At 42.4% G+C, this 25,593-nt stretch carries 22 protein-coding genes and 2 tRNA genes; 5 read left to right on the forward strand and 19 right to left on the reverse strand.

From position 1 onward, the window contains the following. Positions 1–3 precede the first annotated feature (3 nt). Positions 4–1,476 carry a Ppx/GppA phosphatase family protein gene (locus RBR61_RS07605; protein ID WP_320343287.1) on the forward strand — a complete coding sequence of 491 codons (1,473 nt, stop codon included), beginning with the start codon at positions 4–6 and terminating at the stop codon, positions 1,474–1,476. Here RBR61_RS07605 and bamA read toward each other — a convergent pair. After that, positions 1,473–3,752 (reverse strand): outer membrane protein assembly factor BamA, encoded by a 2,280-nt coding sequence (bamA, locus tag RBR61_RS07610; RefSeq protein ID WP_320343288.1) that lies wholly within the window; start codon positions 3,750–3,752, stop codon positions 1,473–1,475. The genes RBR61_RS07605 and bamA overlap by 4 nt on opposite strands. Positions 3,753–3,854: 102 nt before the next feature. Here bamA and RBR61_RS07615 point away from each other — a divergent pair, with 102 nt between their 5' ends. Continuing rightward, complete coding sequence (locus RBR61_RS07615) at positions 3,855–4,685, forward strand: prephenate dehydrogenase (protein ID WP_320343290.1); 831 nt, start codon at positions 3,855–3,857, stop codon at positions 4,683–4,685. On the opposite strand, the gene RBR61_RS07620 is transcribed toward RBR61_RS07615, so the two are convergent. From RBR61_RS07620 to RBR61_RS07695, 16 genes are all read right to left on the reverse strand, one after another. Next, a complete protein-coding gene (locus RBR61_RS07620) occupies positions 4,682–6,109 on the reverse strand; it encodes a BatD family protein (protein WP_320343292.1) in 1,428 nt (475 codons plus the stop codon). The two genes, RBR61_RS07615 and RBR61_RS07620, sit on opposite strands and share 4 nt — an antisense overlap. A 16-nt stretch (positions 6,110–6,125) precedes the next feature. Then, positions 6,126–7,958, reverse strand: a complete 1,833-nt coding sequence (locus RBR61_RS07625) for a VWA domain-containing protein (protein WP_320343294.1) — start codon at positions 7,956–7,958, stop codon at positions 6,126–6,128. After that, positions 7,955–8,884: a VWA domain-containing protein gene (locus RBR61_RS07630; protein ID WP_320343295.1), complete on the reverse strand. Its 930-nt coding sequence runs from the start codon at positions 8,882–8,884 to the stop codon at positions 7,955–7,957. Before RBR61_RS07630 ends, RBR61_RS07625 begins: the two co-directional genes overlap by 4 nt. Further along, complete coding sequence (locus RBR61_RS07635) at positions 8,877–9,284, reverse strand: hypothetical protein (protein WP_320343297.1); 408 nt, start codon at positions 9,282–9,284, stop codon at positions 8,877–8,879. The genes RBR61_RS07630 and RBR61_RS07635 overlap by 8 nt, the downstream gene beginning before the upstream one ends. Then, positions 9,284–10,114, reverse strand: a complete 831-nt coding sequence (locus tag RBR61_RS07640; protein ID WP_320343298.1) for a DUF58 domain-containing protein — start codon at positions 10,112–10,114, stop codon at positions 9,284–9,286. The genes RBR61_RS07635 and RBR61_RS07640 overlap by 1 nt, the downstream gene beginning before the upstream one ends. 14 nt (positions 10,115–10,128) lie before the next feature. Then, positions 10,129–11,076, reverse strand: a complete 948-nt coding sequence (locus RBR61_RS07645; RefSeq protein WP_320343301.1) for a MoxR family ATPase — start codon at positions 11,074–11,076, stop codon at positions 10,129–10,131. Positions 11,077–11,144: 68 nt separating this feature from the next. Continuing rightward, complete coding sequence (locus RBR61_RS07650) at positions 11,145–12,158, reverse strand: LPP20 family lipoprotein (RefSeq protein ID WP_320343302.1); 1,014 nt, start codon at positions 12,156–12,158, stop codon at positions 11,145–11,147. Next, entirely contained in the window at positions 12,158–13,159 is a 1,002-nt protein-coding gene (locus RBR61_RS07655) for a CsgG/HfaB family protein (protein WP_320343304.1), read from the reverse strand. The genes RBR61_RS07650 and RBR61_RS07655 overlap by 1 nt, the downstream gene beginning before the upstream one ends. Then, positions 13,153–13,770 carry a penicillin-binding protein activator LpoB gene (lpoB, locus tag RBR61_RS07660; RefSeq protein WP_320343306.1) on the reverse strand — a complete coding sequence of 206 codons (618 nt, stop codon included), beginning with the start codon at positions 13,768–13,770 and terminating at the stop codon, positions 13,153–13,155. Before lpoB ends, RBR61_RS07655 begins: the two co-directional genes overlap by 7 nt. Continuing rightward, on the reverse strand, positions 13,743–14,150 hold the full coding sequence (locus RBR61_RS07665) for a YcfL family protein (RefSeq protein ID WP_320343308.1): 408 nt from the start codon (positions 14,148–14,150) through the stop codon (positions 13,743–13,745). Before RBR61_RS07665 ends, lpoB begins: the two co-directional genes overlap by 28 nt. Positions 14,151–14,159: 9 nt before the next feature. Then, positions 14,160–15,569 carry a hypothetical protein gene (locus RBR61_RS07670; RefSeq protein ID WP_320343309.1) on the reverse strand — a complete coding sequence of 470 codons (1,410 nt, stop codon included), beginning with the start codon at positions 15,567–15,569 and terminating at the stop codon, positions 14,160–14,162. Positions 15,570–15,576: 7 nt separating this feature from the next. Further along, positions 15,577–16,467, reverse strand: a complete 891-nt coding sequence (locus RBR61_RS07675; protein ID WP_320343310.1) for a hypothetical protein — start codon at positions 16,465–16,467, stop codon at positions 15,577–15,579. Next, positions 16,468–17,202 (reverse strand): hypothetical protein, encoded by a 735-nt coding sequence (locus tag RBR61_RS07680; protein ID WP_320343312.1) that lies wholly within the window; start codon positions 17,200–17,202, stop codon positions 16,468–16,470. Between the two features lie 49 nt (positions 17,203–17,251). Continuing rightward, positions 17,252–18,355 (reverse strand): hypothetical protein, encoded by a 1,104-nt coding sequence (locus tag RBR61_RS07685; RefSeq protein WP_320343314.1) that lies wholly within the window; start codon positions 18,353–18,355, stop codon positions 17,252–17,254. Continuing rightward, complete coding sequence (locus tag RBR61_RS07690) at positions 18,336–19,757, reverse strand: VWA domain-containing protein (RefSeq protein WP_320343315.1); 1,422 nt, start codon at positions 19,755–19,757, stop codon at positions 18,336–18,338. The genes RBR61_RS07685 and RBR61_RS07690 overlap by 20 nt, the downstream gene beginning before the upstream one ends. Then, positions 19,754–20,677, reverse strand: a complete 924-nt coding sequence (locus RBR61_RS07695) for a VWA domain-containing protein (protein ID WP_320343316.1) — start codon at positions 20,675–20,677, stop codon at positions 19,754–19,756. The genes RBR61_RS07690 and RBR61_RS07695 overlap by 4 nt, the downstream gene beginning before the upstream one ends. Positions 20,678–20,787: 110 nt before the next feature. Between RBR61_RS07695 and RBR61_RS07700 the strand changes: the two genes are divergently transcribed. From RBR61_RS07700 to RBR61_RS07710, 3 genes are all read left to right on the forward strand, one after another. Next, positions 20,788–20,863, forward strand: a tRNA-Lys gene (locus RBR61_RS07700). Positions 20,864–20,881: 18 nt separating this feature from the next. Next, positions 20,882–20,956 (forward strand) — tRNA-Glu (locus tag RBR61_RS07705). Positions 20,957–21,117: 161 nt separating this feature from the next. Continuing rightward, positions 21,118–23,754, forward strand: coding sequence for a diguanylate cyclase (locus RBR61_RS07710; protein WP_320343317.1), 2,637 nt, complete (start codon positions 21,118–21,120; stop codon positions 23,752–23,754). Positions 23,755–23,759: 5 nt separating this feature from the next. Here the strand turns inward: RBR61_RS07710 and RBR61_RS07715 are convergent, their stop codons facing one another. Both RBR61_RS07715 and RBR61_RS07720 read right to left on the reverse strand, forming a co-directional pair. Continuing rightward, positions 23,760–24,524 (reverse strand): energy transducer TonB, encoded by a 765-nt coding sequence (locus tag RBR61_RS07715; RefSeq protein ID WP_320343318.1) that lies wholly within the window; start codon positions 24,522–24,524, stop codon positions 23,760–23,762. 58 nt (positions 24,525–24,582) lie between these two features. Next, positions 24,583–25,593: ammonium transporter (locus RBR61_RS07720; RefSeq protein ID WP_320343319.1), on the reverse strand; the 1,011-nt coding region annotated here is incomplete at its 5' end.

The raw sequence follows: 25,593 nt of genomic DNA on the forward strand, positions 1-25,593 counted from the left end.
GGCTTGGCAAAACGCGTAGCAGTCATAGATATAGGTTCTAACTCCGTTAGAATGGTTATCTATGAAAAAACTTCTCGTTTTGCGTTCCACATACTCCATGAGGCAAAAAGCAGAGTAAGAATATCTGAAAACGCCTACCAAAACGGCGGAAACCTCCAAGAGATCCCTATGCAAAGAGCCTTTGACGCTCTTAGCGACTTCCTCTCTATCGTCTCATCTTTCAAAGCAAGAAAAACACTCTGCATTGCAACCTCTGCACTCAGAGACGCTCCAAACAAAAAAGATTTCATCAACAGGATCAGAAACTCCCTTGGTTTAAATATAAAGGTTATTGACGGACAAAGAGAGGCTTACCTCGGCGCCGTTGCCTGCATAAACCTTCTGCCGCAGCAAAAAGATGCGCTAAGCATCGACATAGGCGGCGGTTCGACCGAGTTCTCTTTGATAGACGGCGTGAAAATAGAGTCGAACATCTCGGTTGATTTGGGAACGGTAAGGCTTAAGGAGCTTTTTTTTGACAGAGGGGACGTAGACGGTGCTAAAAAGTACATAGATTCTCAACTCCAACAGTTGGATGGAACAAATATATCTACGGTTATCGGTATAGGCGGAACATTCAGAGCGATATCAAATGCTATTCTAAACAAAAGCGGCTACCCGATAGACAAACTTCATGCGTATGAGCCAAACTACGACGAGTTTGAAAAAGTGCTTGAAAAAATCGTAAGATCAGACGAAGATGAGCTCAAAGATATTGGCATAAAAAGCAGCAGATTTGATGTTATAAAACCCGGTGCGCTTATTCTTTTAAGGGTGTTTAAAAAGTTTAAGGTCCAAAAGCTTGTAACAAGCGGTGCAGGAGTGAGAGAGGGTCTCTTTCTGACGGATCTGCTTAGAAACTCAAACGACAGATTTCCTGCAAACTACAACACCTCCGTGAGGTACATTCTGGATGCTCATATTGACAATCATGCTTATGCAAATCAGCTTTGCAAAGTCTCTAAAATGCTCTTTGACCTTACACATAAAGAGCTTGGCATAGAGGATAGGTACCGTCATGAACTCTCAGTTGCCGCAAAACTATGCATGAGCGGGAACAATATACACTACTACTCGCACAACAAGAACAGCTACAACCTCATAAAAGATGCTCTGGAGTTCGGGTTTACACATAAGCAGATAATATTGATAGCAACGCTGACAAGATATGCAAAAAGAAAGCTCCCTTCACAGTCTCACATACAGAAGTTTAAAGAGCTTCTGCCAGACTCAGAGCAGTTGGATGCTCTAAGCTTCCTTCTCTCGTTAGCCGTAGCACTTTTAAGCCACTACCCTCGAAATATAGATTTTACGCTTAGTTTTGAGGAGTCTGAACTTAAAGTTTGCTCTAAAAACTCTCTCTATCTTGCAAAAGAGAGCATTAAAAAACTGGATATGATGCCAAAAAAGAGCATCAACATCTCGTTTTATTCCTAGAATCTCTGTCCCATAGTAAACTCAAATACCGCAGTCTTGTCACCCTCTTCTTCTCCAAGAGGCTTCGAGAACATCAGCTGGATAGGTCCTACAGGCGAGAACCACTCAAGCCCAGCACCAAAACCGCCGCGTGAGAGATTGTTCGAGAGGTAATCAGAACTCCCTGCATCACTGACAAGCGCGCTTCCTGAAGCACCTATATAACCCCAGTCAAGATATGTCACCAGACGCATTTTAGCCTTTGGCACAAGAGGAAAACTAAGCTCAAAACTGTTGGATGCAGTATATTCGCCTCCGACTCTTCTGTCATCAGTTTCTGTTGGGTCCGTATTTAAAATCGTCGGCGAGAGAGAGTATGACTCATATCCTCTAACGCTTCCTATACCGCCCATATAGAATCTCTCTGCAACAGGCAGGAATCCTATCTCTTTGACGTAGTAAAATCTTGCTTTATATCTTGCAACGACGTCAAATCCAAACCAATCTTCAAGCCCTTTGTATGCGCTGAAATTTGTTCTGGCCTTGAAAAAATCAGCATCTGCACCCAGACCCGCATACTCTACGCTTTGAGAGAACATAAACCCGTTTCTCGGAAGATAGAAATCATCCGTATTGTCGAACTTCGCACTAAGTGTTACAGAGCTCTTTGAGTAGTCTTCAAAATAGAAAGTGTCAAGGGTTGTGTTTGTCTCATCAAACTCATAGCTGTTTGCAGAATAGCCATAACCTACATGCCCGCTGATATATCTTGTAAATCTATGACCCACTCCAGCAGTAAATCCGTCAGACATTACAGTATAGTCATTGTACTCGTAATCAGACGTATATAAAGAGAAGTTACCGCTGAAATCGCTATCGTTTAATCTAGGGTTAGACATACTAAAAGAGTAGTTAGAGGTTAAAGATGAACGCTCAGCTTTAACACCTACGTTTATACCCGAGCCCCAGACGTTTCTGTCATCTACCGCTACGCTCACAAGAAGACCGCCGTAACTTCCGTAACCGCCTCCTAGCTGGATATTACCTGTCGGCGCCTCTTTTACCTTGACTATGAGATCCATAGTCTGGTTGTCAACCCTTTTCTCTTCTATGGTGTTTCCGTCAAAAAAACCGAGACGTCCAAGCGCATTTCTGGAGTCGGAAAGGTCTGTGAGGGAGTACATATCTCCGGGTCCAAGGTAGAGCTCTCTTCTTATGATCCTGTCAAGCGTTCTGCTGTTTCCTGAGATGATGACGTTTCTTATTTTAACTCTCTCTCCCGGCATGATCTTAAAGACAACCTCGACCTCTCTCTTCTCTTTGTCTTTTTTCAAGTCTGGTACTATCTGCACAAAAGCGTAACTCTGGTCCGCTATAAGGGTCTTGATTCTTTGCGAGTCGTTACGGAAGGTCTCAACGTTAAAAGGCTCGCCGATCTCTAGCTTTATAAGCTCTCTTATCTTCTCCTCTTCTATTACGTGTTTTTGCTGATCTATAGTGATCGCGCTGATGTTATATACCTCACCCTCGCTTACCTGATAGCTTATCTCTGCCGTATAGTTGTCAAAGTTTACTTTTGAAAACGGCTCTTTTACGTCAATGTCCAGGTAACCGTGCTGCATATAGAGATCACGTATTCTAAGAGGATCGTAAGCCAGATCGTTAACACGCATCTTTCCGTCGTTTCTTCCCCAGAACCAGCCCATAAACTCTCTCTCTTTATTAGCGATCATATCATCAAAATCATCACTGTCAAGTCCGGATACACCGCTATAGAGAAGCTCTTCAATAATGATCTCTTCGCCCTCGTTGACCAAGAAAGTTATCTTATAGCTTCCGTTTTCCAAAAGCTCCTTTTGGATCTCTACGACACTGTCGATCTTGCCGTCTTGGTTTATCATCTCAATGATTCTTTTTTTTGCCGCTTCGAGCTTTTTCTCATCATAAAGCGAGCCGACCTTTATCCCAATGACGCTCTCTTTTATCTCGCTGTCATTCTCTTTCCAGCCTTTTAGTTCTATGTTCGATATAAGAGGTTTCTCTTTAAAGTGAAACGTTAAAACGCCCTCTTCGTCCACCGTGGTCCAGATATCTTCAAAGTACCCCTGTTTATAGTATGCTTTGATCGACTCATCAAGCATTTTCTCATCGACGCTATCGCCGACCTCAAACTTTAGCATTCTAAGTGCTACGGACTCTGACATGTTGACCATGCCCTCATATTTGATCGATTTTATAGTGTAAGCAAAGGAGTTGACCGCCAGCAAGATTACAAAGAGTGCTAAAATTTTTCTCATTAAGTTTCCATCAGTTGTAAAATAAGAGGAGATTTTACCTTTTATGAGGTTAAAATTAAGTAAACTTTGTATAATTTGAAAAATTTAAAATAAAGAATAGATATGAAAGTTGCAATTGTAGGACTTGGGCTCATGGGCGGCTCTTTAGCTTTGAGTCTTAAAAAACTGGATTTTATTGAGAGTATCGTGGGGAGCGATCACAATAAAATCCACCAGCAAGAGGCGATGATGCTCGGTCTTGTTGAGAAAATAGTAGAGTTTGAAGAGGTTAAAAATTATGATGTTATCTTTCTGGCAATCCCGGTAGACGGCATCATAAAAGCACTAGAGAGCCTTACAGATATAAAAAAGAGCACGACAATTATTGACCTTGGGAGTACAAAGACAAAGATATTGGCCTCTGTACCGCCAAGTATCAGAGAAAATTTCGTTGCGGCTCACCCTATGACGGGAACTGAGAACTTCGGTCCTAGTGCCGCGGTTGAGAACCTATACAAAGAAAAAGCCGTAGTACTGTGCGATATAGAACACAGCGGGGAACTTCAAGCAGACATTGCCAAAAAGATATTTAGCTCACTTGAGATGAAAAAGTACTTTATGTCGGCAAAGAGCCATGACCGTCATGCCGCATTTATCTCTCATATGCCTCACGCCATCTCATACTCTCTTGCAAACACCGTTATGAACCAAGAGAACAAGCACAACATCCTTGCACTTGCCGCGGGTGGTTTTCGCTCAATGAGCCGTTTGGCAAAGAGTTCTGCGAATATGTGGGAAGATATTTTTAGACAAAACAGAGAAAACCTGCTCGAAGCGATAGAGCTTTTTGAGAATGAGCTGACTATCTTAAAAGGGCATATACAAAACGAAGAGTGGGAAGAGGTTCATAAAAACATAGAAGCCGGGAACAGGCTTCACGATATTTTAGATTAACTTATCCCATACCTCTTTAAGAGCTCTTTTAGAGCTTTTTTATCTACTTCTATCTTCTCGCTGGAGTAGATGTTCTTCTCCAGTATCTCTACTATTTCAGCTACCTCTCTGTCGTCCTTATATGGCAGAAGCTTTGTCAAAAGTATCTTTGGATCTTTTATAGAGCCCTCTTTTGCTTTTTTTTCAAAACTGAAATTCGGTCTATAAAGCATAATAGCAATACCCGCCGCTACTCCGCCTATAAAGATAAATACAAGGGTAAGCATGTCGTACTCTTTACTTACAGATGCTCCCTGAGTCTGCCCAACAGAAGCTCTCTCCTCTTTTTTAATGACAAGCTCCTCTTTTGAGAGCTCATTTGTGACATTTATCTTTATCTCTTTTGTAGAGACCTCTTTTACCTCTTTTGTCTCAGGATCAAAATAGCGCAAAGAAAAAGAGGGGATGGTAAAATCCCTATCTGAGACAAAAGCTATCTTTTGGGTAAGTTTTTTGCCCTCTATAGAGATCTTCTCATCAAATACCGCCACTTCGTCCATCGAAGGCTTAAAGCTTTTTATATCTTCAAAGTTTCCATCACCGCTCACGGTTATCGTTATGTTTACCGCTTCGTTTGCTTTGATCTCTCTCTTGTCTGCAACCGCCTCTATGGCAAAATCCCCGACCAGACTGACTCCGGATGGAAGCGGTTTAACATCAAAGCTAAGCTCATTTGAAAAGTATGTTTTCCACTTTATTGTAGGTATCCAGTCTCCCCAAGCACTCGCCCTTGAGCCTCTTGAAGCTATTCTCATCTGTGCCTGCGAAATCTTTTGCTCCCCTGCTCTTTGAGGAGCCAGAGAGTAGACTATCTCGGTAATGGTATATTTTGAATCCTGATACCTCTTTGGCTCAGACTCGCTTTTTATCCAAAAACCCTTTAGCTCAGGCGGAGTAAATTCACTGTCAACCGCCTCTGCATCGCTTCTTTGCTTAAATGTCAGCGTCAAGTCAAACGCCTCTCCGACAAAAAGCTCTTTTTTGCTGCTCTCTAGCTTTAAAACAAAGTCCTGATCCTTCGCGCCGCTTACAGGAACTACCTTTACTTCGACGCTGTTACTTGACTCGGTTTTGCCGTCGACTTCGACCTCTGTCGGGTCTATCACACAGCTTTTTTGAGGTACGAACCTGTAGCTCAGCGTGTAGTTTTTATTGATAGATCCATTTGTTATCTGCATACTTGTCTGAGAACTTGTCGAGATAACGTCACTATCGCACAATCTTCGTATATTTGGTCTTGTTATATCCTCTCCAGAGATGGTAAGCGAGTATGTCACCATCTCGCCAAGCTCAACCTCTTTTGGGCTCACTTTTGCGACAACCTCTGCATATGCACTGCTTAAAGATAGGAGTAGTAAAAATAGTAATTTAGTTATTGTTCTCATAATTTGCCTTTGTTATCTACCATGGTTTCTCATCCGAATTTTTTTCGGTCGTCTCTTCATCGTTTAGTCTATAAAGAAATGTAGCGTTGCCGGAGTTTAGCTGCTTTATCCACTTCTGCTCCTCTTCATCGCTCATTGTCTCATTTTGCATCTCAGCCGAGCCGTGCGAGCCGTTCTCATCGTTTTTTTCGTCCTCTTTTATATCTTTTTCTTTACTATTTTGATCTGTTTTATTCTCATCACTGCCATCTTTGTTCTGAGACTCTTTCTCATCAGACTCCTCTTTTTTCTCTTGGCTCTTATCTTCTTTTGGCTCTTGCTCTTTATCGCCCTTCTCATCTTTTTTAGAGCTATCTTTATCGCCGCTCTCATCAGATTTTGAGTCCTGATTCTTATCGCTTTGCTCCTGTTTCTCTTCTTTGTCTTGCTTCTCTTGCTTATCATCCCCATCTTTTGAGTCGCTCTTTTGCTCCTCTAAAAGCTTGTTGACCTCTTCTAAGTTCTCTCTTGTCTCTTGGTCATCTATTATCTCCAAAGAGCTCTCATACGACTCAATAGCCTTTTGCAGATCGCCCGACTTCGCATAGGCGTTTCCGAGGTTAGAGAGACTCTTCGCTTTTAGCTCATCCTCTTCAAAAGCCGCTTTTTTGTATGACTCTATCGCCTCTTTATACTTTTCATCTTTGTAGTAGGCATTTGCCGCATTGTAGTAACTTTGCGGGTTTTGAGAGTTTTGTGCATGCTCATTGTAGAGGTTTGCCGCCTCAGAGTAACTGCCGCTCTCATAAGCCTCTTTTGCCCTGTTTAAATCCATAAAGTCCAAGGCCCCGGCTTCTGCTGAGGGAGTACTAAAAAGAGCAAAAGAGAGAACAAACAGAGATGCTGCATTTTTAACCCTGCCAAGCGAGCTTGTAGCAATAAGCAAAATAAATAGCGCAATTGCCAAAGGATAGTAAAAGAGAGGGGTATGCTTCTGTATCTCTTCGCTTTTTAACTCCTTCTCTTCGCTTATCTGGGTGATCTCCTTAAACATCCTCTTTATATCATCCGAAGATGTCGTGCTCTGTATATAGACACCCCCTGTCTTTGTCGCCAACTCTGCAATATTCTCATTTAACTTTGAGATGATTATCTCCCCGTTATGTTTTACCAGAGTTCCGTCAGCTAGCTTTATAGGTGAGCCTTTTTGTGTAGCGATACCTAGTACAAAAACAGTGATATTGTTCTTTTTCGCTCTTTTGATCTCCTGCAAAAAATCATCTTTGTCTCCACCGTCACTTAAGATGAGAAGATACTTTTTATCCTTCTCTTTTTCTGCCTTGCTAACGACATCCAAGACGGAGAGGAAGTCTGTTCCCTTCTCGGTTATAGATGATGTATCAAGTTTGCGAAGCAGAAATGCTACGGCGGCGGTGTCGAAACTAAGCGGCGAGACAAGATAGGAGTTTTTTGCAAAAGCTACTATTCCTATGCGCTCATTTGGAGCTTCAGCCAAAAGCGTAAGCACCTTTGATTTTGCGGCTTCGAGTCTGTTAGGATAGATGTCGGGTGCGAGCATAGAGTCGGATATATCTATGGCTATCATAATGTCTGCGCTCTTTGCTTTTACTTCAACTAAGCCCTCTTTTATGGCAGGCTGGGCGAGTGCGACTATCATAAAAAATCCCATAAGAAAAAAGAGTGCGTTTCTTGCTTTGAGCGTCAAGGAGTTTGTACTTGCACGGAGCCTATCCATAACATCCGGAGCAAAAAAGGTTGCAAACTGCTCCTTTTGGGTGAGCAGCAGCCCGAAGAGTATAAAGAGCGGAGGAAGCATATAGTAGAGAAACTCGGGGTGCAAAAATGTCATGCGTAGCCTCTTTTGTTTCTAAGATAGACATAGAGCATCAGTGATAAGAGAGAGATAAAAAGAGGGAACTGATAGTAATACTTCAGATTTGTAAAACTCTCTCCCCTTATCTCTGACTTCTCAAGCTTGTCTATCGTTTTGTAGACCTCTTTTAGCTCATTCGCGTTGGAGGCTCCAAACGCCACTCCGCCGCTCTCGTTGGCAATGCGCAGCAGTACGTCCTGATTATACTCATGAGGCATTCCTATACCTATAGGGTAGACCTTGACGCCCTCTTTTTTCGCCATCTCGATTGATACATCAAGCGGGATCTTATCGATCTGAGGAGTGGAGTAGCCGTCTGTTAGCAATATCGCTATTTTTGTCTTGGAGTCACCCATCTTTAAGAGGTTTACACCCTGCGCCAAAGAAGTATTAAGTGCCGTATATTTTCCCGCCATACCGATGGAGAGCTGTGAGAGTATCCTGTTTAATATGTCCGCATCATAGGTAGGAGGCGAAGCGATAAAAGAGAATGCGCCAAATACGACCAAACCTATATTGTCGTTCTGCCTCTCTTTGACAAACTCGCTTACGATCTCTTTTACGACGTCAAAGCGTGTCAGATGTTGATTTTTGGCATCAAAACCCTCTGCCTGCATGGACTCTGAAGCATCCAAGATAAGAGCAATCTCATACCCCTCTTTTGGCTCAAGTTCATAAGGCTCATCTTTTACCGGAGACATAAGGGCGAGTATCATCCCGACTATTCCGAGCCACTTTAAAAAGAGAAGCGTCTTTGATGCCGAGACGCTAGTCTTTAAAAAGTCCTGCGTATGTGGAAAGTAGATGGATGGAAGCTTCATCTTGCAAAGAAAAGAGCAGAGAAGAAAAAGAAGAAGAAGTGATGCGATTTGTGGAAACTCAAAGTAGATCCCATCAAACATCGATCATCTCCTTGTAAAGCTCTATATAGCCCAAAGTCTCTTGGCTGAACTTCTGCACCTCTTTTTTGTACTTGTACTCCTCAAGGCGGTTTATAAGATTTTCATACATCTCTTTGTGTCTTGGACTGTCGTCTTTGAACGTAGCGCCCAATGATGTAATAAGGTATGCACTCTCTTTGGTATTATTGAGATCAAGCGAACTTAGAAGCCTGAAGTTCTCTTTTCTCAGATTAAAAGCGTTGCGCTTTTTAAAGTACTTATAGATGAGATAGCCAAGTGCGCCAAGCAAAAGAAGCACGACAGAGACAATGCCTAAAAAGTAGTAGAGCGAATACTCCTGAACCTCGACAATCGGCTTTATATCATGAAGCGGTATGTCGTAACTCTGCTCTTGTGCCATTATCTGCCCTCAAAAAGTCTGCGAAGCTTCACGCCTGCGATGGAGTCGGTATACACTTTTGTAAATCTGATGCCGTCACGTCTTAGTCTCTCAAAGAGTCTGTGGTCATGTGCCGCTACTTTTTGGCTGTATGCCCTCACGCTTGAAGCGTTGAAGTCACCCTCCAAAACAGAGCCGCTCTCTGGGTCTATAAGCGATGCAAATCCCATCTCTGGCGGATTCTCCTCAAGGCGGTCTCTAACTATAACAGAGAGCACCTCATGTTTTCTCGCCAAAAGCCTGAAGTCGGGTATCTCAAAATAGTCGCCGATAATCAATATAAGCGATTTTCTCTTAAGCCTTTTAAAGAGCGTCTCTGCAATAAACTTGAAATCTACTTTTTTATTTATTGCGTCAAAAGAGAGTATCTCCTCTACGCTTTTTTGCACTGAAGAGAGTTTTTTGCTCGGTTTTGCGTGTGAGACCATCTTATCTGTAAAGATGTAAGAGCTTAGAAGATCACCATTTTTAAGCGTTGAAAAACCCAAAAGAGCGGCGACTTCGGCAATGGCTTCTTGTTTAAATCTCTTTGAGCCAAAGTGCACGCTTCCGTTTAATACAGAGACCACCACTACGCTGAGCTCTCTCTCTTCACGGAATATCTTGATAAATGGTTTTTGCATCTTGGCGGTGATATTCCAGTCAATATGGCGGATGTCATCACCGGGCATATATTCACGAAGCTCGATAAAGTCATACCCTTCTCCCTGAAAGATGGATGGGTTGTTTCCGACCATTTCGCTAAAGACCTGACGTCTTGCGCGAACCAATATCTTTTGCAGTTTGCTCATAGTTTATGCCACATCTACGGTATTGCAACTCTCTGAAGCACTTTTTCTATGATCTCATCGGTTGTAACTCCCTCGGCTTCCGCCTCGTATGTAAGAACTATACGGTGACGCATAAGCTCTTTTGCTATGTAAGCCACATCAACAGGTGTTACGAAATCTTTTCCTCTCATGAACGCCATCGCTTTTACTGCTTTGAACATATCTATGCTTACACGCGGAGATGCACCGAACTGGATGAGATCTTTTATCTCCTCAAGACCGTACTCGTGAGGATAACGCGAGGCATTTACAAGCTCGATCATATACTCTTCGACCTGCTCATCGACGTGTACGTTTTTTACGGCCTCTTTTAATGCATCCAGATCTTCATGCGTTATTACACTCTCTATCGCCTCGAATTTGCCGCTTGACATTCGTCTGGCTATCTCGAGCTCCTCATCTTTTGTGTTATAGTTTACGATGAGTTTTAGCATAAATCTGTCAAGCTGCGCTTCTGGAAGCTGGTAAACACCCTCCTGCTCTACCGGGTTTTGAGTAGCCATAACAAAGAACGGAGGCTCTAACTTGAACGTAGTATCTCCAAGCGTCACCTGCTTCTCCTGCATAACCTCAAGCAGAGCGGACTGAACTTTTGCCGGAGCGCGGTTTATCTCATCCGCCAAAAGCAAGTTTGTAAATATAGGACCTTTTTTTATCTTGAAGCTGTTGTTTTGCGGATCATATATCTCTGCACCGAGTATGTCCGAGGGAAGAAGGTCGGGAGTGAACTGCGCACGTTTAAAATCAAGTCCGAGACTTTTTGCAAGCGCATTGACCGTTGTAGTCTTTGCAAGTCCCGGAACACCCTCTATAAGGATATGCCCTTCGCACAAAAGGGCAATAAGAAGAGAGTCTATCATCTTCTCCTGCCCGACAACCACCTTAGAAACCTCTTTTTTAATCAAATCTATCTTGGAAATCATAAGTTCTTTGCCTTATATTTTAAATTATGTAAAGTATATCAAAAGGGCGTTAACAGTCGACCAAACGACTATATGCCAAGACCTGTTATCTTGTCTATGCCATCTTTTTTTATCATCTCGTCAAGCTTTATCGCTGCATCCTCTTTGGCTACGTCATACCCCTGAGCAGAGCTTCCGATAATATTTAGCTTACTGCTTGCTACTACCGAGCCTTTATAATCTTTAACGCTTATATCAATTGCATAGCGGGCAAGCGTAAATCCATAGGAGGAGGCTTCTTTGACATTTGAATCAACAGCTACTCTAAAGTGCATGCTGCCTTTTGAGTTCTTTATCTCTACTCCTTTAGCGGAAAATCCCTCTCTTATGGGAGCTTCAAGAACCTTTGAGTCACCGTTACACTCAATCTCGACAGATATGCTTGAGAGAAGTTTCTCATATGAGGAGTTTATGCGCTCCATCCTGTGAAGGTACTCCCTGCCACTGTATGAGCTATTTAAAACATTCATCACGACAATGGTGTCCGGAACATCTTTGATCTCATCTTTTATCTTTCTATAGCCGTTTAACCGTTGAAGCGCATTATGCAAAGTGAGTGACTCTATGCGCGAATCCACAAGAGCAAACTTCTGCTCCATTTCATATTTTAGGCTATCAAAGAGCTTCTGTTTGTCTGATCTTATCAAGACGGTGTAGTTGTTGAACCCGAGTTTATGCGACTCCATCAGCTCATAACTGCTTATGCGGATCTTTTTGAGATCGCTTTGCGTACTGCTCACGACAGTCGATTGATGGGTGTTTACTAAACCCTCCTGCACGACTTTTTTGGAGTCATACTGTGAAGATATCGAGACGCTGAGCGTTGAAGCCATCATATTGAGTGCATTTTTTAGCGCCTCATCCCTATCCTCGCCCTCGCCTATGGCATAAAGCGTAGATGCTGTTGACTTTGGAGGGTTGAGATACCAAGATGGAGGAGCTTTTTGTACCGCCGCTGCTTCTTTTTTTGCTCCGCAGCCCGTTAGAATGAGAGTGCCTAGTAGCATGGTCGAAGCTAAAATATATATGACTTTTCTATTCATTATCTTAAAATCTGCTCTTTTGCCCTGTTGCTTTTCTCGATAGTCTCACCGATCCTTACATATGCCGCACTCACTTCTGTGACAGGCTTTAGTGCCAGCTCATCAGCGATCTTGTAATACTTTTGCGCCTGAGCATAACTCCCCTGCGCCTCTTTGATGACACCGAGATTATAAAACGCAACGTAGCTTCTCTCTTTGGTAGAGTCAATTAGCTCAAATAGCAGTTTTTCGGCTTTGTCTAATCTGTTTTGCTTTATATACTCCAGAGATGCCTCCAAAAGCTCCTCTTCATGGCTGCTGTAATCAATGTCAGCATCATCAAGCAAGACAACCTTAAAATCACGATAGCGAGGTGTCAGCTTGTAGGTAAAAGAATCGGCTATATTGTTAGCCAGCATCTGCATTGCTGCTTCCGCGGCTGGAACCCCTTTTGAGCTGTCTTGGCAGCTGCTAAAAGTGTAATCTTTACTTAAAGTATCAGCATAGATAATATCGCCCTTTGCTACATCAACCATGCGTACATCGGCAGAGAGTCCGACCTCTCTTTTCATACACTTTACAAGATACTTTACGCTCTCTTTACACTTTTTATCCACACACTTTGAGCGCTCTTCATAATAGTATGTATCTTTTATGCTTGGCTCTGCGGCTCTGCCTGATATAATCGCTTCCGCACCGATGAGATTTCCTATCTCTACGGCGGTAGAGGGATCTACCAAGCCGCTTTTTTGCAACTTCTGCTCAGCTATAATTTTGTCAAAATCTTTTCTGCTGATGACCGTAAAATACTCTTTATCATCGATCTTTTGTTTAAAAAGATTGTTCTCTATCTTCTCTGATAGTCCGAAATGATCGTTTTCAAACCCAGCGACACTTACTTTTTTTGTCAATGCGGCTCTGTCTACCTCAGCAGGCTCCAACGCGCTGATGACGACTTTTTGCGAGCAGCCGCCAAAGATCAGAAGAGCTGTTATGAAAGAGAGTATCTTAAAAACTACCATGAAACAGCTTTATTGCTACCTCTCTTTGCGACGATGCGTTCATCTTCCCAATATGCCAGACCAGTTTTTATTTCAGTCAGAGACATCTGAAAATAGTACTCGACTCTTTGTGTCTTAGAGTCAACTTTGATATTTCTTTGAAGTATCTTGCCCGATAAGCTAAGATCGGGCGCTATCATGCTCCCTTTGCCCGCAACGCTCTTTTGGTCAAACTCAGCGTTTCCTCTTAGAGTCTCTCTTGCGTGCATTGACATCTCATCTTCAGCACCCTCTAATCCTACTGCTGTAGTTACGACCACTTTGCCGCTTTGAAGCAGACCTACACGGATCTTTTTGATAAGCTGGTCCGTATCTATATGCTGCATTGTATCGTTTACGATTCTTGAAACTACAAGAACGTAACGCTCACCGTTCTTTTTATCTACAGCGCCCGAAGCGAGCAGCGACTCTATCATATCCTGTGCCGCACCCTGAAAATCCCTGTAATCAAGGCCCATGACCGCTTCACCCTTATCGTTGTCTATATCTATGTTTGTGGTTTTTGTCTCACACCCGCTAAACATAACTCCAAGAGCCGCTAATATTATTGTCCATCGTATTGTTCTTCGCATATTACTTCCTTTTGTGATTTTATATATAGGCGAAACGTACTCGCCTTTGTACTTGGCGATGTTGCGTTTATCTGAAACGGCTGGTTCGCGTAAGCTGGGACCGTCTGCCATTTTGAGAGTATGCTCTCTATCTTAAAGCCCTCTTTGTCAAACCAGATGACCTGATACTCAAGAAGCTGATAGCTATCCGATCTGTTCTCACCGATAACCTGCGCCTGCATAAAACCGTCGGACTTTTTTCGCCCTTTTATGTCACTGACTACAATGTCGCTGTTGCCGCAGTTGCTGATGACTTTGACTATTGAGTCGTTCATCTTAGGCTCTTTGGCACAACCGCCGAAAATTAAAACAAAAAAAGCGATATATCCTATAAATCTCATCAAAACTCCTTAAAACTCCATAACCGTAACACTCGGTCTTGAAGTAGCTGTAGCTATTTTAACATAAACAATAGCATGTTTTGCACTCATTGGTATCTCTACATCAATGTTGTGCGCTCCCGTTCTTAAGAGGAGTTTGTTGCTTTTTGGTATTTTAACTCTTGTAACCTGAAAATCTTTTGGCAAAGTATTCCAGCTTCTGGTATCGGCATGAGTTGTTAAGAGTTGAAACGCCGCAGCAGCCAGTCCAAGATATGGGTTGTCTTTCTTTGCTTCATACTGTGCATAGGTCTTAATTGCCGCAGAGAGAAGTGCGCGGGTCAAAATATCGTTGTATGTGTAGTTGAACTCCGTGAGTATCACACTCTCCATATCGCCTACTACCGAGGTCTTTGAGAGACTCTTTCCATCTGAGAGAACACTTATAGCTTCACCTGCGCTCTTCCCCCTGCTCATTTGAGGGAGCGCTATGCCTGTGTAGATGACCTTATTTGATGCCAGATAGATAGGGACGTTTATCTTAAACTCCTTCTTTGAGGCTGCCAGACCGTTTTCATAGATAACCCAGACATATCTCTCTTTTATGGCTCTGCCTGAGAGCGCATACTCCACCATCTCAAAGTCGGACTCTACGGTTTTGTTGTTCGGCACCATTCCGTAGACCTCTTTAAGCAGCGACGATGATTTTGCATAATCACCCTCTATGGCAAAGTAGAGACCTGCCAGATAGAGAGTAAATGGGTTGACGAACTCCGGATATACGGCATACTGCCCAAGAGATGAGTAGTTTTTGGCGATGATGCTCTTTACTTGATTGTTGTTAAGCGTATTGTCAATGGCTTTTGAGCCCTGCTCTCTCTTCTTTTGCTCTATTGCCTCTTTTTGTTTTGCAATAAGCTGGGCATAGGTCTCTTTTGCACGGCGAACTCTATCTACAGCGCGGTTGAGCTCGACACGCACCTTTTGGGGCTCTTTAAGCGCCATATAATCAAGGGCTTTATATGTATTTACCATGATCGCCTCCGATATGGACGCCTGATAATCTCTTGCCGCATCATTTAACATCACCCCTGTCAAGTAGTCACTCGCACTGAGAGTTATCGCCTTTTGATGATGAAACTTTATAATAGCTTCCGCCTCATCCAAAAGTTCTATGCTCTTCTCATGCTCATTGGCAAAAAGGTAGCTGTTTGCGGCTTGAAGAATCGCAAGAAGATTTGCGTCATCCATCTCTGCAGTTTTGCTCTTATCTTTAATAGCTATTTGAGCCGATGCCATATAGTCACCCGCTACAAACTTTTCGTAACTCTGCTTAGAACTGCCTATATCTACTCCTGCGGAGTTTGCCAGATTTGCCATACATCCGCCAAAAAAGAGAGGCATAAAGAGTAAGAGCGCAGTGCCAAAGAGTTTTATCATGCTGTTTTTATACCTCATCGCTCTCAACGATCCAGACATAAAGCTCACAGCTCTGCGGGTCAAGCCAGATGTCTTTTAGCTCTACCGTAGCCGATTCATCCGCACTTCTAATAACAGCAGAGGAGTCGAATATCTCCCCGTTTATATCATCGCTTACTATTTTCAAAAGCTCGTGTCTGGACTTTATCTGCATCTTTTTATCTCTCATAAGAGCCGATTTAGCAAGGGAGAGTGCAACTCTTTTCTGCTCAGCCAGACTCCTTCCTTCCTCTTTTTCGGCAATGCCAACTGAGCCCAATACCCCGCCCTGATTTGGTCTAAAAAACCAGATAGGTTTGTTTTGAAAAAGTTCGCTCTTTGTGTTGATGCTCTCTAAAAGCTCTCTTTGGTAGCATCTGCTCTCTATCAGCTCCTTTTTGTCAAAAGGGCGTGTTGTTAAATCAGGCAGCGGAGTTCTATTTTTTTGCGCACCCAAGCCCACTATTCTCTCAATACTCTCTTGCGGGCTCTCCACCAAGATGTAGAGCTTTCTATTTGAATCAAAAAATGCATCGACTTGATAAGCACCACTTAAAAAGAGTTCTGAGAGTGCGACTATTTTGTCTTTGTATCTGTTTGATATCTCGTTATTGCCAACTTTTGATTGACTCTGCAGAGAAGATGTTATGTATGAGCGTATATTATGTGCTAAAGAGCTCTTTGCCTCGTTTAGGGCAGCCGCTCTTTGTGTATAGACCCCTTGAAAATTGACCTCGCTTGAACCTACCGCCTGAGTCAAAGAGTGCTCATTTACCCACAGAGGGAGCCTCTCTTGCTCTTTTGGTTTTGGCGTAGTAGCACATCCACCCAGCAAGAGGAGTAAAAATAGCAAAGATGTTCTATGCAAAAGGCTTCTCATCTACTCCTCTCTATAGAGCGTACCTTTTGCGACCTCTCTATCATCCTCATCTAAGAGCATAAAAAGCGACTGCGTATCGCTTATCTTTTTGAGTTCGACAATAAGCAGGTCCGTGCATCTATCATCCCCGTAACTCAGCTTCTGTTTGAACCTTACTTTTGTAGGCTCTTTTTTCTGGATGATAAGCTCACCGCCGCAGTTTGAAGCGATATAGTTTATAGTGGCTTCTCCAGAAGAGGTAATCTTTATGACCACATCGCTGCTGCTTCCGCCGCTTCTCATGATAAACCCGCTCCAGAGACCGTAAAAACCGCGTCTGATCTCGGATATCTTCTCATCCGCTGCATCTATGTCAAACTCTTTGCCAGGAGCATATTTGGCTCTGTTTTTTATATCTTCATCAGTTGCATATGCCTCGATACTTACTACGATGTCTCCAAAGTTCTCACCGTTTCTAAACTTAGGCTCTCCCTTTATTCGCACCAAGCCGCCTGATCGTTCGCGAACAACATCATCCAAGACCTTGCCTCCTACCATCACCGTCTCAGATATTAGGACCTCACCGTATATCTCTTTTGCCGCCGCCTTTTTTGCCTCATCAAGAGCTATCTCTTTTACCTCTAAAAATGTCTTGTCGGGATATAGCATCTGATTTATCGTAACGCTCTTTACAACGCTCTTGTCCGCAAAAGCCAAAGATAGAAAAAATGCAGCTATTATGAAAAAATATCTCACTTCTCTTCCCTTTTTTTTAAAATATTAAATCATTCTAGTTAAAAAAGATTTAACTCCATATTAACTTCTTTGCACTTTTAAGCGAAGTTACTTTTTTTGTCTCTATCTCAGAAATTAACTTCTCATACCTTTTTGCATCTTTTAAAACGAGGAGTATCATCAACTCATCAAGCGATCTTGCTTCCTCTACTTTTTGTCTGAACTCTTCTTCGCTATTTAGTTTCTGAGCTCTTTTTTTAAACTCTATTTTTGCGACTAAAAATCCCGCCGCAAATGCCAGCAGATAGTAGATGTAGCTAAGATCAAACTCAAAGCTCTCTTTTGGCTCCTCATCCAGAAGCTCCTCTTTGCTAAATCCAGCCTCAACACGAACATCTGTCGCATCAAGAAGCAGACTTCCTGTTCTTTGCTCTTGCAGGTCAAAGTACGGTATCTCTATCTTTGGAATGGTAAAATCCCTCTCTGAGACAAAAGCGAACTTCTGGCTCCACTCTCCGTGCATACCGTCATCTTTAAGAATATACTCTTTTTGGACTTCGCCCGCAAAAACCTTTACGCCCTCGATATTGAACTCTATGGGCTTGATCGCATCAAAATTTCCGACTCCCTTGATGAGCACCTCAATATGATAAGGCTCATATGCTTTTACTTTAGGCTCTCGCTTTTTCTCTTGGATGGTAAAATTTCCGACAAGCGGAGTGTTTGTCTCTTTAACGGTTACTTTTAAGACCTTTTGCGCAAAGGGCTCTTTTGTAAAGTCCTCTTTTTGTACGTTATCCCTGCCCAAAACGGTGTTTTCGATCGACTCTTTTGTGGTCTTTTTCATGACGGCTTCAAATTCGAATTCTATCTCGAGCGCCTCTTTTGCAAACGCCACGAACTCGTAGCTGTTCACCCTTTTGCCATCTACTATATGCTCGCTCTGACTTAGATTTTTAAGAGTGAACTTCTCATACTCACCCGACGGATTAAAGTCGATCGTATAGAGCTCAGAAGCGTCGCTGAAGCTGCACACATACTTTAGATGGATGGCTTCATGCAGATATGCGCTCGTTTTGTTAGCACTAGCACTCCACGTATATGTAGAAGCAGCAAGAGAGGCGTTTAAAAATATAAAAAGTGTTAAAAAAATTCTACCAAGGCTTTTTCTCATCTACGCTCCTCTTGTTTATTAGCTCATACTGTTTTGAGCTGAGCTTTGCTTTTCCGCCATCCAGATTGACCTGACTTTGCGATTTTGTCTTTTTGCCCTTGTCATCTGCTCCGCTGCCGGCTTGCGCGCTCACCTGCATATTTGAGCCGCCGCCCTCTTTTTGTTTCTTTGTCTGCTCTTTTTTAGCAAGTGCCGATCTATCTTTGCTCTGCTGTTGCCCAGTGCTCATCTCTTTCTTCTCACCCGCATCACGTATATGCTCCAGATTTTCATCCGCCTCTTTTGAGTACATAAGCGTTAAAGATTTTATGTACGCCTCTCTCGCTTTTTCAAACTGCTGGAGCCTTACAAAAGAGTTTCCCATATTGTAGTAGATTATTGATTTTATCTCTATATCGGCTGATTTAACCATCTCAAAGTTCTGCAGCGCCTTTTCATACTCGCCGCTTCTGTAAAGCTCTGTAGCTTTGTTGAAAAACTCCATATTCTGGCTTGCGCTCAGATGCACTCCAAAGAGAAGCATAAATGCGACTACATATCTCTTTAGAGTGGTCACGCTTACCAAAAAAGTGATGATTGAGAGAGCTATAAAGTAGTAGAAAAGCTCAAAGTTTCTCATAATGGTCGTCTTGGACTCTTTATCCTCTTCTTTCTGCTCTTCAAGCGCATCAAGAAGTTCGTCAAGATCTTTTGTATAGACTCCGCCGCTGACATCGCTTATCTCTTTGGATGCGCTGTTTTGGCGGCTTACCACAATATCGCCAAGCTCATCTTTTAAAAGTTCGCCGCTCTCCTGCCTTAGAGTCGAACCTGTGGCAGATGCGGTCATAAAGATATTGACGATCAAAGAGTTCTCTTTTGCAAATGCCGCCTCCGCCTCGTAGTCAAGCTCATCGCCGCCGTCGCTAAATAGAACGACCGTAGCTTTTTTTGAGGCAGACATCTTTCTGGCAAGTTTAAGAGCGGACATAATGGAGCTTCCCTGCGTAATGATGAACTTCTCATCAAGCGAGCCAAAAAGGTGAAGCAGAAGCTCTCTGTCCTCGGTCAGAGGGGAGAGAATAACCGCGTTTGTGGTAAATCCAAGAACGCCGAATCTGCTCTTTTGCCTTGATTCGACCAGCTTTTTGAGCATCTCTTTTGCATAGCTGAGTCTTGTCGGCTCCAAGTCGCTTCCCTGCATGGAGAACGAGAGATCGACCCCGATGATCACATCGCTTAATATCTGTTTTGACTCAATAGGTTCTTGCTCTATAACGGGTCTTGCAAGAGCCGTAACGATAAATATAAACGTCAAAATGTAGCCATAGAAGCCGACCCTGAACTCTCTTATATCTCTCTTTATAAAAAGAGGCACTAGCAGAAGTAGAAGCCATAGATACTGTGGATATAACAGAGTCATCTTCTCGCCTCCCTGTAGAGTAAAAATAGCAAGATCGCAGATGCCAAAAGCAGAGCCGCCCAGTAGTAGTAATCTTTTAAGAGATACTCTCTGCTCTTTATCTTTGAGGATTCGAGTTCATCTATCTTCTCATAGACCTCTTGAAGCTCTTTTGCCGAAGTTGCGTAAAAAAACTCGCCACCGCTTTCGCTTGCTATCTTTTGCAAAAGTGCCTCATCAGCTTCACCTCTGTTGCCCATGCCTATGGTGTATATCTTAATGCCCTGCTCTTTTGCAAGCTCTATGGCATCTTTTGGGGAGACGGCTCCGCTGTTGTGCTCGCCGTCTGTTAGCAGTATGATGAGCTTGCTCTTTGCCTTTGAGTGCTTAAATGCGCGCACTCCGTAAGCTATCCCCTCGCCAATCGCGGTATTTTGTCCCGCCATACCGTGCGAGAGGTAACTTAGCATATCTACTACGATCTCTTTTTCATAAGTTATGGGAGAGGCGATAAAAGCAAAGTCTCCAAAGAGCACTACGCCTACGTTGTCGCTCTCACGTTTATATATAAAATCAGAGGCGATAACCTTTGCGATCTCAAAGCGCGACAACCTCTCGCCTCTGCTTACCTCATCCTCCATATCAAAACCAGAAGCGTTCATAGAACCGCTGCCGTCTATCGAGAGGAGAATATCTTTCCCGTGTCTGTTTAGCGGGTTGAACTTATCGACGACTATCGGCGAAGAGAGTGCAATGCAGAGCAGAACAAATATAAGAACTTTTAAAAGGCGTTCAAGTTTTATGAAACTCTTTTTTGCAGATAAAAAGTGAAGATGGGGAAAATATATAGGCTTCATCATCTCTCTGCACTTATACATGCAGTATAAAATGGGCAGAAGAAGCAGAATAAAATATGCGTATTCAAAGCTAAAATAATTCATGGAGTGTATTTTAACTAAAAATTTTCAAATTTAAACTCTTTTTTCTTGACAACTGATTTCTATTTGCCTATAATTCGCGTCCACAAACAATAGGTTTGAGGCACAAACAAGTCTTGTTAGCTCAGCTGGTAGAGCACGTCACTTTTAATGATGTGGCCGATGGTTCGAATCCATCACAGGACACCATTTCTAAAGATATTTAGTGGCCCCGTCGTCTAGCGGTCAGGATCCATGGTTTTCATCCATGTTACAGGAGTTCGATTCTCCTCGGGGTCACCACTTTATCATCTACTTTTAATCAAATCAACTCTTTATTTAACTTTTCATTTCTCTGGTAATATAACTTTTTTATATCTCGCTAATAAATTGTCTTTATAATGTCCTTAACAATTAACGCTATAATTACATAACAAAAATAACTATAACAGTAATGGGCTTTTATGAACAAAGAAATTATAAAATATCTTCTCATCTTTATCTCTTTAAGCGCTGTAGCTCTTCTTATCTCCTATTATCAGATAAAAAATCATGAAAAAGAGGTTTTAAAACAGGAAAAAGAGATGCTCTCTATTGCCTACAACACCATTACAAAAGCCTATAAAACTCACTCTGAGATAATATTCGATACAAAGATAAACGTGCCTGAAGTACATGCTTTAATGAAAAAAGCAAACAGCACGGATATAGGAGAGAAGAACAGCGCACGCGGAGAGCTCTACTCGCTTCTAATTAATAGCTACAACTCTATGAAGATATTTAAGATAAAACAGCTTCACTTCCACCTGCCAAATAACGAGAGTTTTCTAAGGTTTCACAGAGTGGAGAAGTTTGGAGACTCTCTAGAGGGCATAAGAGACACTGTAGCATATGTCAACAGATACAAGGAGCCTGTATCGGGTTTTGAAGAGGGGAGGATATATAACGGATATAGATATATCTACCCGATAGTCGACAGAGAACAGCACTACGGAAGCGTGGAGATCTCGGTCTCTATGCATGAGATAGTAAAGCATCTAAGGGATGAAGCTATTGCCGATGTCGAGTTTATAATCAGAAAAGACATAGTTGAGAAAAAGGTCTTTGAGAATGAAAAAAGCAACTACTTACAAAGCAAAATAAACAGTAACTATCTTTACGAGAGAGTTATCTCCGGTGATGGCAACAAACTTATAGAGGAGATCACCGCCAAACATTCCGATTTAGATGAGAATATCTTGAGCGGTGAAGCTTTTAACTTTTTTACATGCTTGGACAACAGGTTTTACATAACCACTTTTATACCTGTCTTTAACAAATACTCAAATCAACAGGTCGCATATATAGTAGTAAACCGCTCAAACCCCTCTATTGAATATATGTTTAAAAAGGACAGGGTCATAAACAGCATTATGATCCTTCTTCTTGCCCTGCTTACATATTTTTACTACAAAATGAGAAAAAAACATGAGATTTTTGAAAAAAACAACAGGATGTTAAACGAGATACAGCTCATTGCAAAGCTCGGTTCATGGGAGCTTGAGGCAAAAACAAACAAGCTGAGATGGAGTGATGAAGTATATAACATCTTAGGTCTTAAGCCGCAATCTTTTGAACCTACATATGAGATCTTTCTAAGCTATGTCCATCCTGATGACAAAGATAAAGTTGATGAAAAATTCATAGAATCAATAAATAACAAAAGCGTATATCAAGTTCAGCACAGAATCATAAAAAATGACGGTACGGTCGCGTATCTTAATGAGTCCGCCTACCACACATATAATGAAGGCGAGCATATCTACTCTATCGGAACCGTTCATGACGTCACGCATATCATCGCTTACGAAGAGAAAATCTTACATATACAAAATGAGCTCCAATCAATCGTAGATCATATTCCAGATATCATATTCAGGTCTAAAACGGACAAAGAGATGACCATGCTCTTTATAAACAGCGCCGTTTACAAGATCACCGGGTATAAAGCCCAAGCTTTCATCTTAAACAGAGTAAGAAACTACAGAGACCTGATCCACCCTGATGACAGAGAAGCGGTTGAATCAAAGATCCAAGAAGCAATAAAAAATAGAGCCGAATACTCCATAGAGTACAGAATACTAAACTCGCTCGGAGATGTGGTGTGGGTCAAAGAGAGTGCCGAGATGAGTATAGATGAAGAAGCTCAAGAGTGTATTGAAGGGGTAATAACCGACATAACCCATCAAAAAGGCACTATGGAAAAGCTTCGCAAGTTCATAGATATTCAAGACAGCATAGTTCTTTTGACGGACTCCAGAAAAATACTCTTTGCCAATCAGAAATTTTTTGACTTCTTCGGTTATGAAGATCTTGAAGATTTTTCAAAAGAGTATCCGTGCATAAGCAATCTTTTTGTAGAGGATGAGACATTTTTCCATGTTGGCAAAATGCTTCCAAAAGAGGAGCACTGGATAAGAAGCCTGCTGAATCTGCCGGGCAGAGAGAGGATCGTCTCAATGCTAAACAGAGAGAAAAAAGCTCATGCTTTTTCGGTATCCATCAATAGTTATGACCCGCAGACATACGTAGTAAACTTCAGCGATATAAGCGACACTATGTTTGAAAAGCTACAGCTTAAGCAAAAAGCGATAAGAGACCAGCTGACAGGTGCCTACAACAGAACATTCTTTGATTCATCGGTTCATAGCATCATAAACAACAACGAGAGCCAAAACGGCAAGACAGGGATCATACTATTTGATATCGACCACTTTAAAGATATAAACGACAACTACGGTCACGCTGCAGGCGATGAAGTCTTAAAAGCACTTGTGGAGATCGTAGGGCGTTTTACGAGAAAAGAGGACAAACTTATCAGATGGGGCGGGGAGGAGTTTGTCGTGATCATGTATGCAAAGACCATAGGTGACATCGCAAGACAGGCGGAGCACTTAAGATTTGTCATACAAAACCACAAGTTCGACCACCTTCCTACTATTACATGCAGTTTTGGCGTAGCACTTCATGAACATGACGAAAGAATAGAAGAGAGCATAAAGAGAGCGGATGAAAAGCTCTATGAAGCAAAAAGAGGCGGCAGAAACCAGGTAAGGTCTTAGTCTATTTAGTTCAAGCTGTAATCTATAGGCAGTGTCAGAGTTATATTTACTCCCGGTTTTGGAAACTTCCCAGAGAGCTCCTCTATTGTCTTTAGTGCTGCACGGCTTAAAATATCGCTGCTTGAGTCTGTTATTTTAATATTTTTTACTTTTCCGTCTGCACATAAAGTAAATTTTACACTGACCCTGCCCGTAATGCCTCTCTTTCTCGCCGCCATCGGGTAGTAGAGATTCTCTCTTATTAGCTCGCTTATCTTTTGCGTGTTGATCTTGAGATACTCTTTGGTCGCATCTGCTTCTCTGCTCTGTTTGTTCTTAGGTTCTACTATCTCTTTTTTAGGCTCTGCCTCTGCTTTTTTTGGAGTGCTCTCGAGAACCTCCGTAACCTTTTTCTCCTCCACCTCAACAACTTTTTCTTCTACTTTTGGCTCTTCAAGAGCTTCGCTCTTTTGTATCTCCTCTGCTTTTGGCAGAGCTTTTTCTACAACTATCTCTTTTTTGGGGGGATTTGGTTTTGGTTCAGATTTTTCTTCAGGTTTTTGTTTTGGTTTTGGAGCCTCTTCTTGCCTCTTCTCTACTTTTGGCTCAATGGGCTTTTTTACGCTTACTGCTTCTTTTTCGTAGTTGACTTTGCAGAGCTGAATGCAGAGGGACTCCTCTTTATACTCCTCTTTGGTCTTAGAGTAGCTGCTCCATGCAAAAAAAGCAATAAAGAGCAGAATCAGATGAATGACAATAGAGATAAAAAAGGAGCTGGAGTGTCTAATCATAAAAGAGATAGTAACAAAAAGATTGTTACTACTTTGTTAAATGGTATGCTAGAAAGTACTATATCGCGCTTTTAAATTCCGGATATGACTCGACCCCGCACTCGTTGATATCCATACCGACAAGCTGCGCTTCATCGCTAGCTCTGAATTTTGAGAACTTATTGATAATATATAAAACTGCATAAGAGACGCTAAAAGCAAAAACTCCTATAACTACGACTCCCTTTAACTGCGACATAAAAGAGACGCTATCAACAAAGATCCCAACCGCTAAAGTACCCCAGATTCCGTTAACGAGGTGCACGGAGAGCGCCCCGACCGGATCATCAAGACGAAATTTGTCAAACATAGGAACGGCAAAGACGACCAAAGCCCCGCCGATCGCACCTACTAAGATAGGCGTGTACATATTGTACAGGTCAGGTGCAGCCGTCACGGCGACCAAACCGCCAAGAGCGCCGTTTAGTATCATCGTGATATCAAGAAGTTTATATCTGATATGCATCAGTATACCTGCGATAATGGCACCGCTAAGCCCTGCCGTATTTGTGTTCATTATAGTCTTTGCAACAAGGTTCGCATTCTCAACGCTCGATATAGAACCGACGCTTCCGCCGTTAAACCCGAACCATCCTATCCAAAGAAGAAGCGCACCTAAAACAACAAGCGGGATGTTTGAAGCAGGAATAACTCTGATCCTGCCATCTTGATAACGCCCACGTCTCGCACCAATAATAAGAATAGCAGCCAAAAGAGCCCAACCGCCCGTTGAGTGTATAACGGTTGAGCCTGCAAGGTCATACATATCAATATCGAACATAGTTCCCGCAAGCATATCCGCACCCCAGCTTACATTTACCGCCAGAGGGTATATGACTGCTCCCATAATAACGGTAAATATTGCCAAAGGGATTATACGTACACGCTCGCTCACGCCGCCGCTCATGATATTTACGGTCTTTCCGACAAAAGCCATCTGAAACATAAAAACAGCCCATATACTGCTAGAGACACTATCCCAACTTCCAAATGCAAGCTTATACCCGACAAGCAAAAATGCCAAAGATGC

The organism is Sulfurimonas sp. (assembly GCF_034005705.1).
GTDB lineage: Bacteria > Campylobacterota > Campylobacteria > Campylobacterales > Sulfurimonadaceae > Sulfurimonas.

What these genes read in the sequence shown, in the direction of transcription:
- bamA (WP_320343288.1), bottom strand. Translation starts at nt 3,752, where the DNA reads ATGAGAAAAATTTTAGCACTCTTTGTAATCTTGCTGGCGGTCAACTCC.
- RBR61_RS07615 (WP_320343290.1), top strand. Translation starts at nt 3,855, where the DNA reads ATGAAAGTTGCAATTGTAGGACTTGGGCTCATGGGCGGCTCTTTAGCT.
- RBR61_RS07620 (WP_320343292.1), bottom strand. Translation starts at nt 6,109, where the DNA reads ATGAGAACAATAACTAAATTACTATTTTTACTACTCCTATCTTTAAGC.
- RBR61_RS07625 (WP_320343294.1), bottom strand. Translation starts at nt 7,958, where the DNA reads ATGACATTTTTGCACCCCGAGTTTCTCTACTATATGCTTCCTCCGCTC.
- RBR61_RS07630 (WP_320343295.1), bottom strand. Translation starts at nt 8,884, where the DNA reads ATGTTTGATGGGATCTACTTTGAGTTTCCACAAATCGCATCACTTCTT.
- RBR61_RS07635 (WP_320343297.1), bottom strand. Translation starts at nt 9,284, where the DNA reads ATGGCACAAGAGCAGAGTTACGACATACCGCTTCATGATATAAAGCCG.
- RBR61_RS07640 (WP_320343298.1), bottom strand. Translation starts at nt 10,114, where the DNA reads ATGAGCAAACTGCAAAAGATATTGGTTCGCGCAAGACGTCAGGTCTTT.
- RBR61_RS07645 (WP_320343301.1), bottom strand. Translation starts at nt 11,076, where the DNA reads ATGATTTCCAAGATAGATTTGATTAAAAAAGAGGTTTCTAAGGTGGTT.
- RBR61_RS07650 (WP_320343302.1), bottom strand. Translation starts at nt 12,158, where the DNA reads ATGAATAGAAAAGTCATATATATTTTAGCTTCGACCATGCTACTAGGC.
- RBR61_RS07655 (WP_320343304.1), bottom strand. Translation starts at nt 13,159, where the DNA reads ATGGTAGTTTTTAAGATACTCTCTTTCATAACAGCTCTTCTGATCTTT.
- lpoB (WP_320343306.1), bottom strand. Translation starts at nt 13,770, where the DNA reads ATGCGAAGAACAATACGATGGACAATAATATTAGCGGCTCTTGGAGTT.
- RBR61_RS07665 (WP_320343308.1), bottom strand. Translation starts at nt 14,150, where the DNA reads ATGAGATTTATAGGATATATCGCTTTTTTTGTTTTAATTTTCGGCGGT.
- RBR61_RS07670 (WP_320343309.1), bottom strand. Translation starts at nt 15,569, where the DNA reads ATGATAAAACTCTTTGGCACTGCGCTCTTACTCTTTATGCCTCTCTTT.
- RBR61_RS07675 (WP_320343310.1), bottom strand. Translation starts at nt 16,467, where the DNA reads ATGAGAAGCCTTTTGCATAGAACATCTTTGCTATTTTTACTCCTCTTG.
- RBR61_RS07685 (WP_320343314.1), bottom strand. Translation starts at nt 18,355, where the DNA reads ATGAGAAAAAGCCTTGGTAGAATTTTTTTAACACTTTTTATATTTTTA.
- RBR61_RS07690 (WP_320343315.1), bottom strand. Translation starts at nt 19,757, where the DNA reads ATGACTCTGTTATATCCACAGTATCTATGGCTTCTACTTCTGCTAGTG.
- RBR61_RS07695 (WP_320343316.1), bottom strand. Translation starts at nt 20,677, where the DNA reads ATGAATTATTTTAGCTTTGAATACGCATATTTTATTCTGCTTCTTCTG.
- RBR61_RS07710 (WP_320343317.1), top strand. Translation starts at nt 21,118, where the DNA reads ATGAACAAAGAAATTATAAAATATCTTCTCATCTTTATCTCTTTAAGC.
- RBR61_RS07715 (WP_320343318.1), bottom strand. Translation starts at nt 24,524, where the DNA reads ATGATTAGACACTCCAGCTCCTTTTTTATCTCTATTGTCATTCATCTG.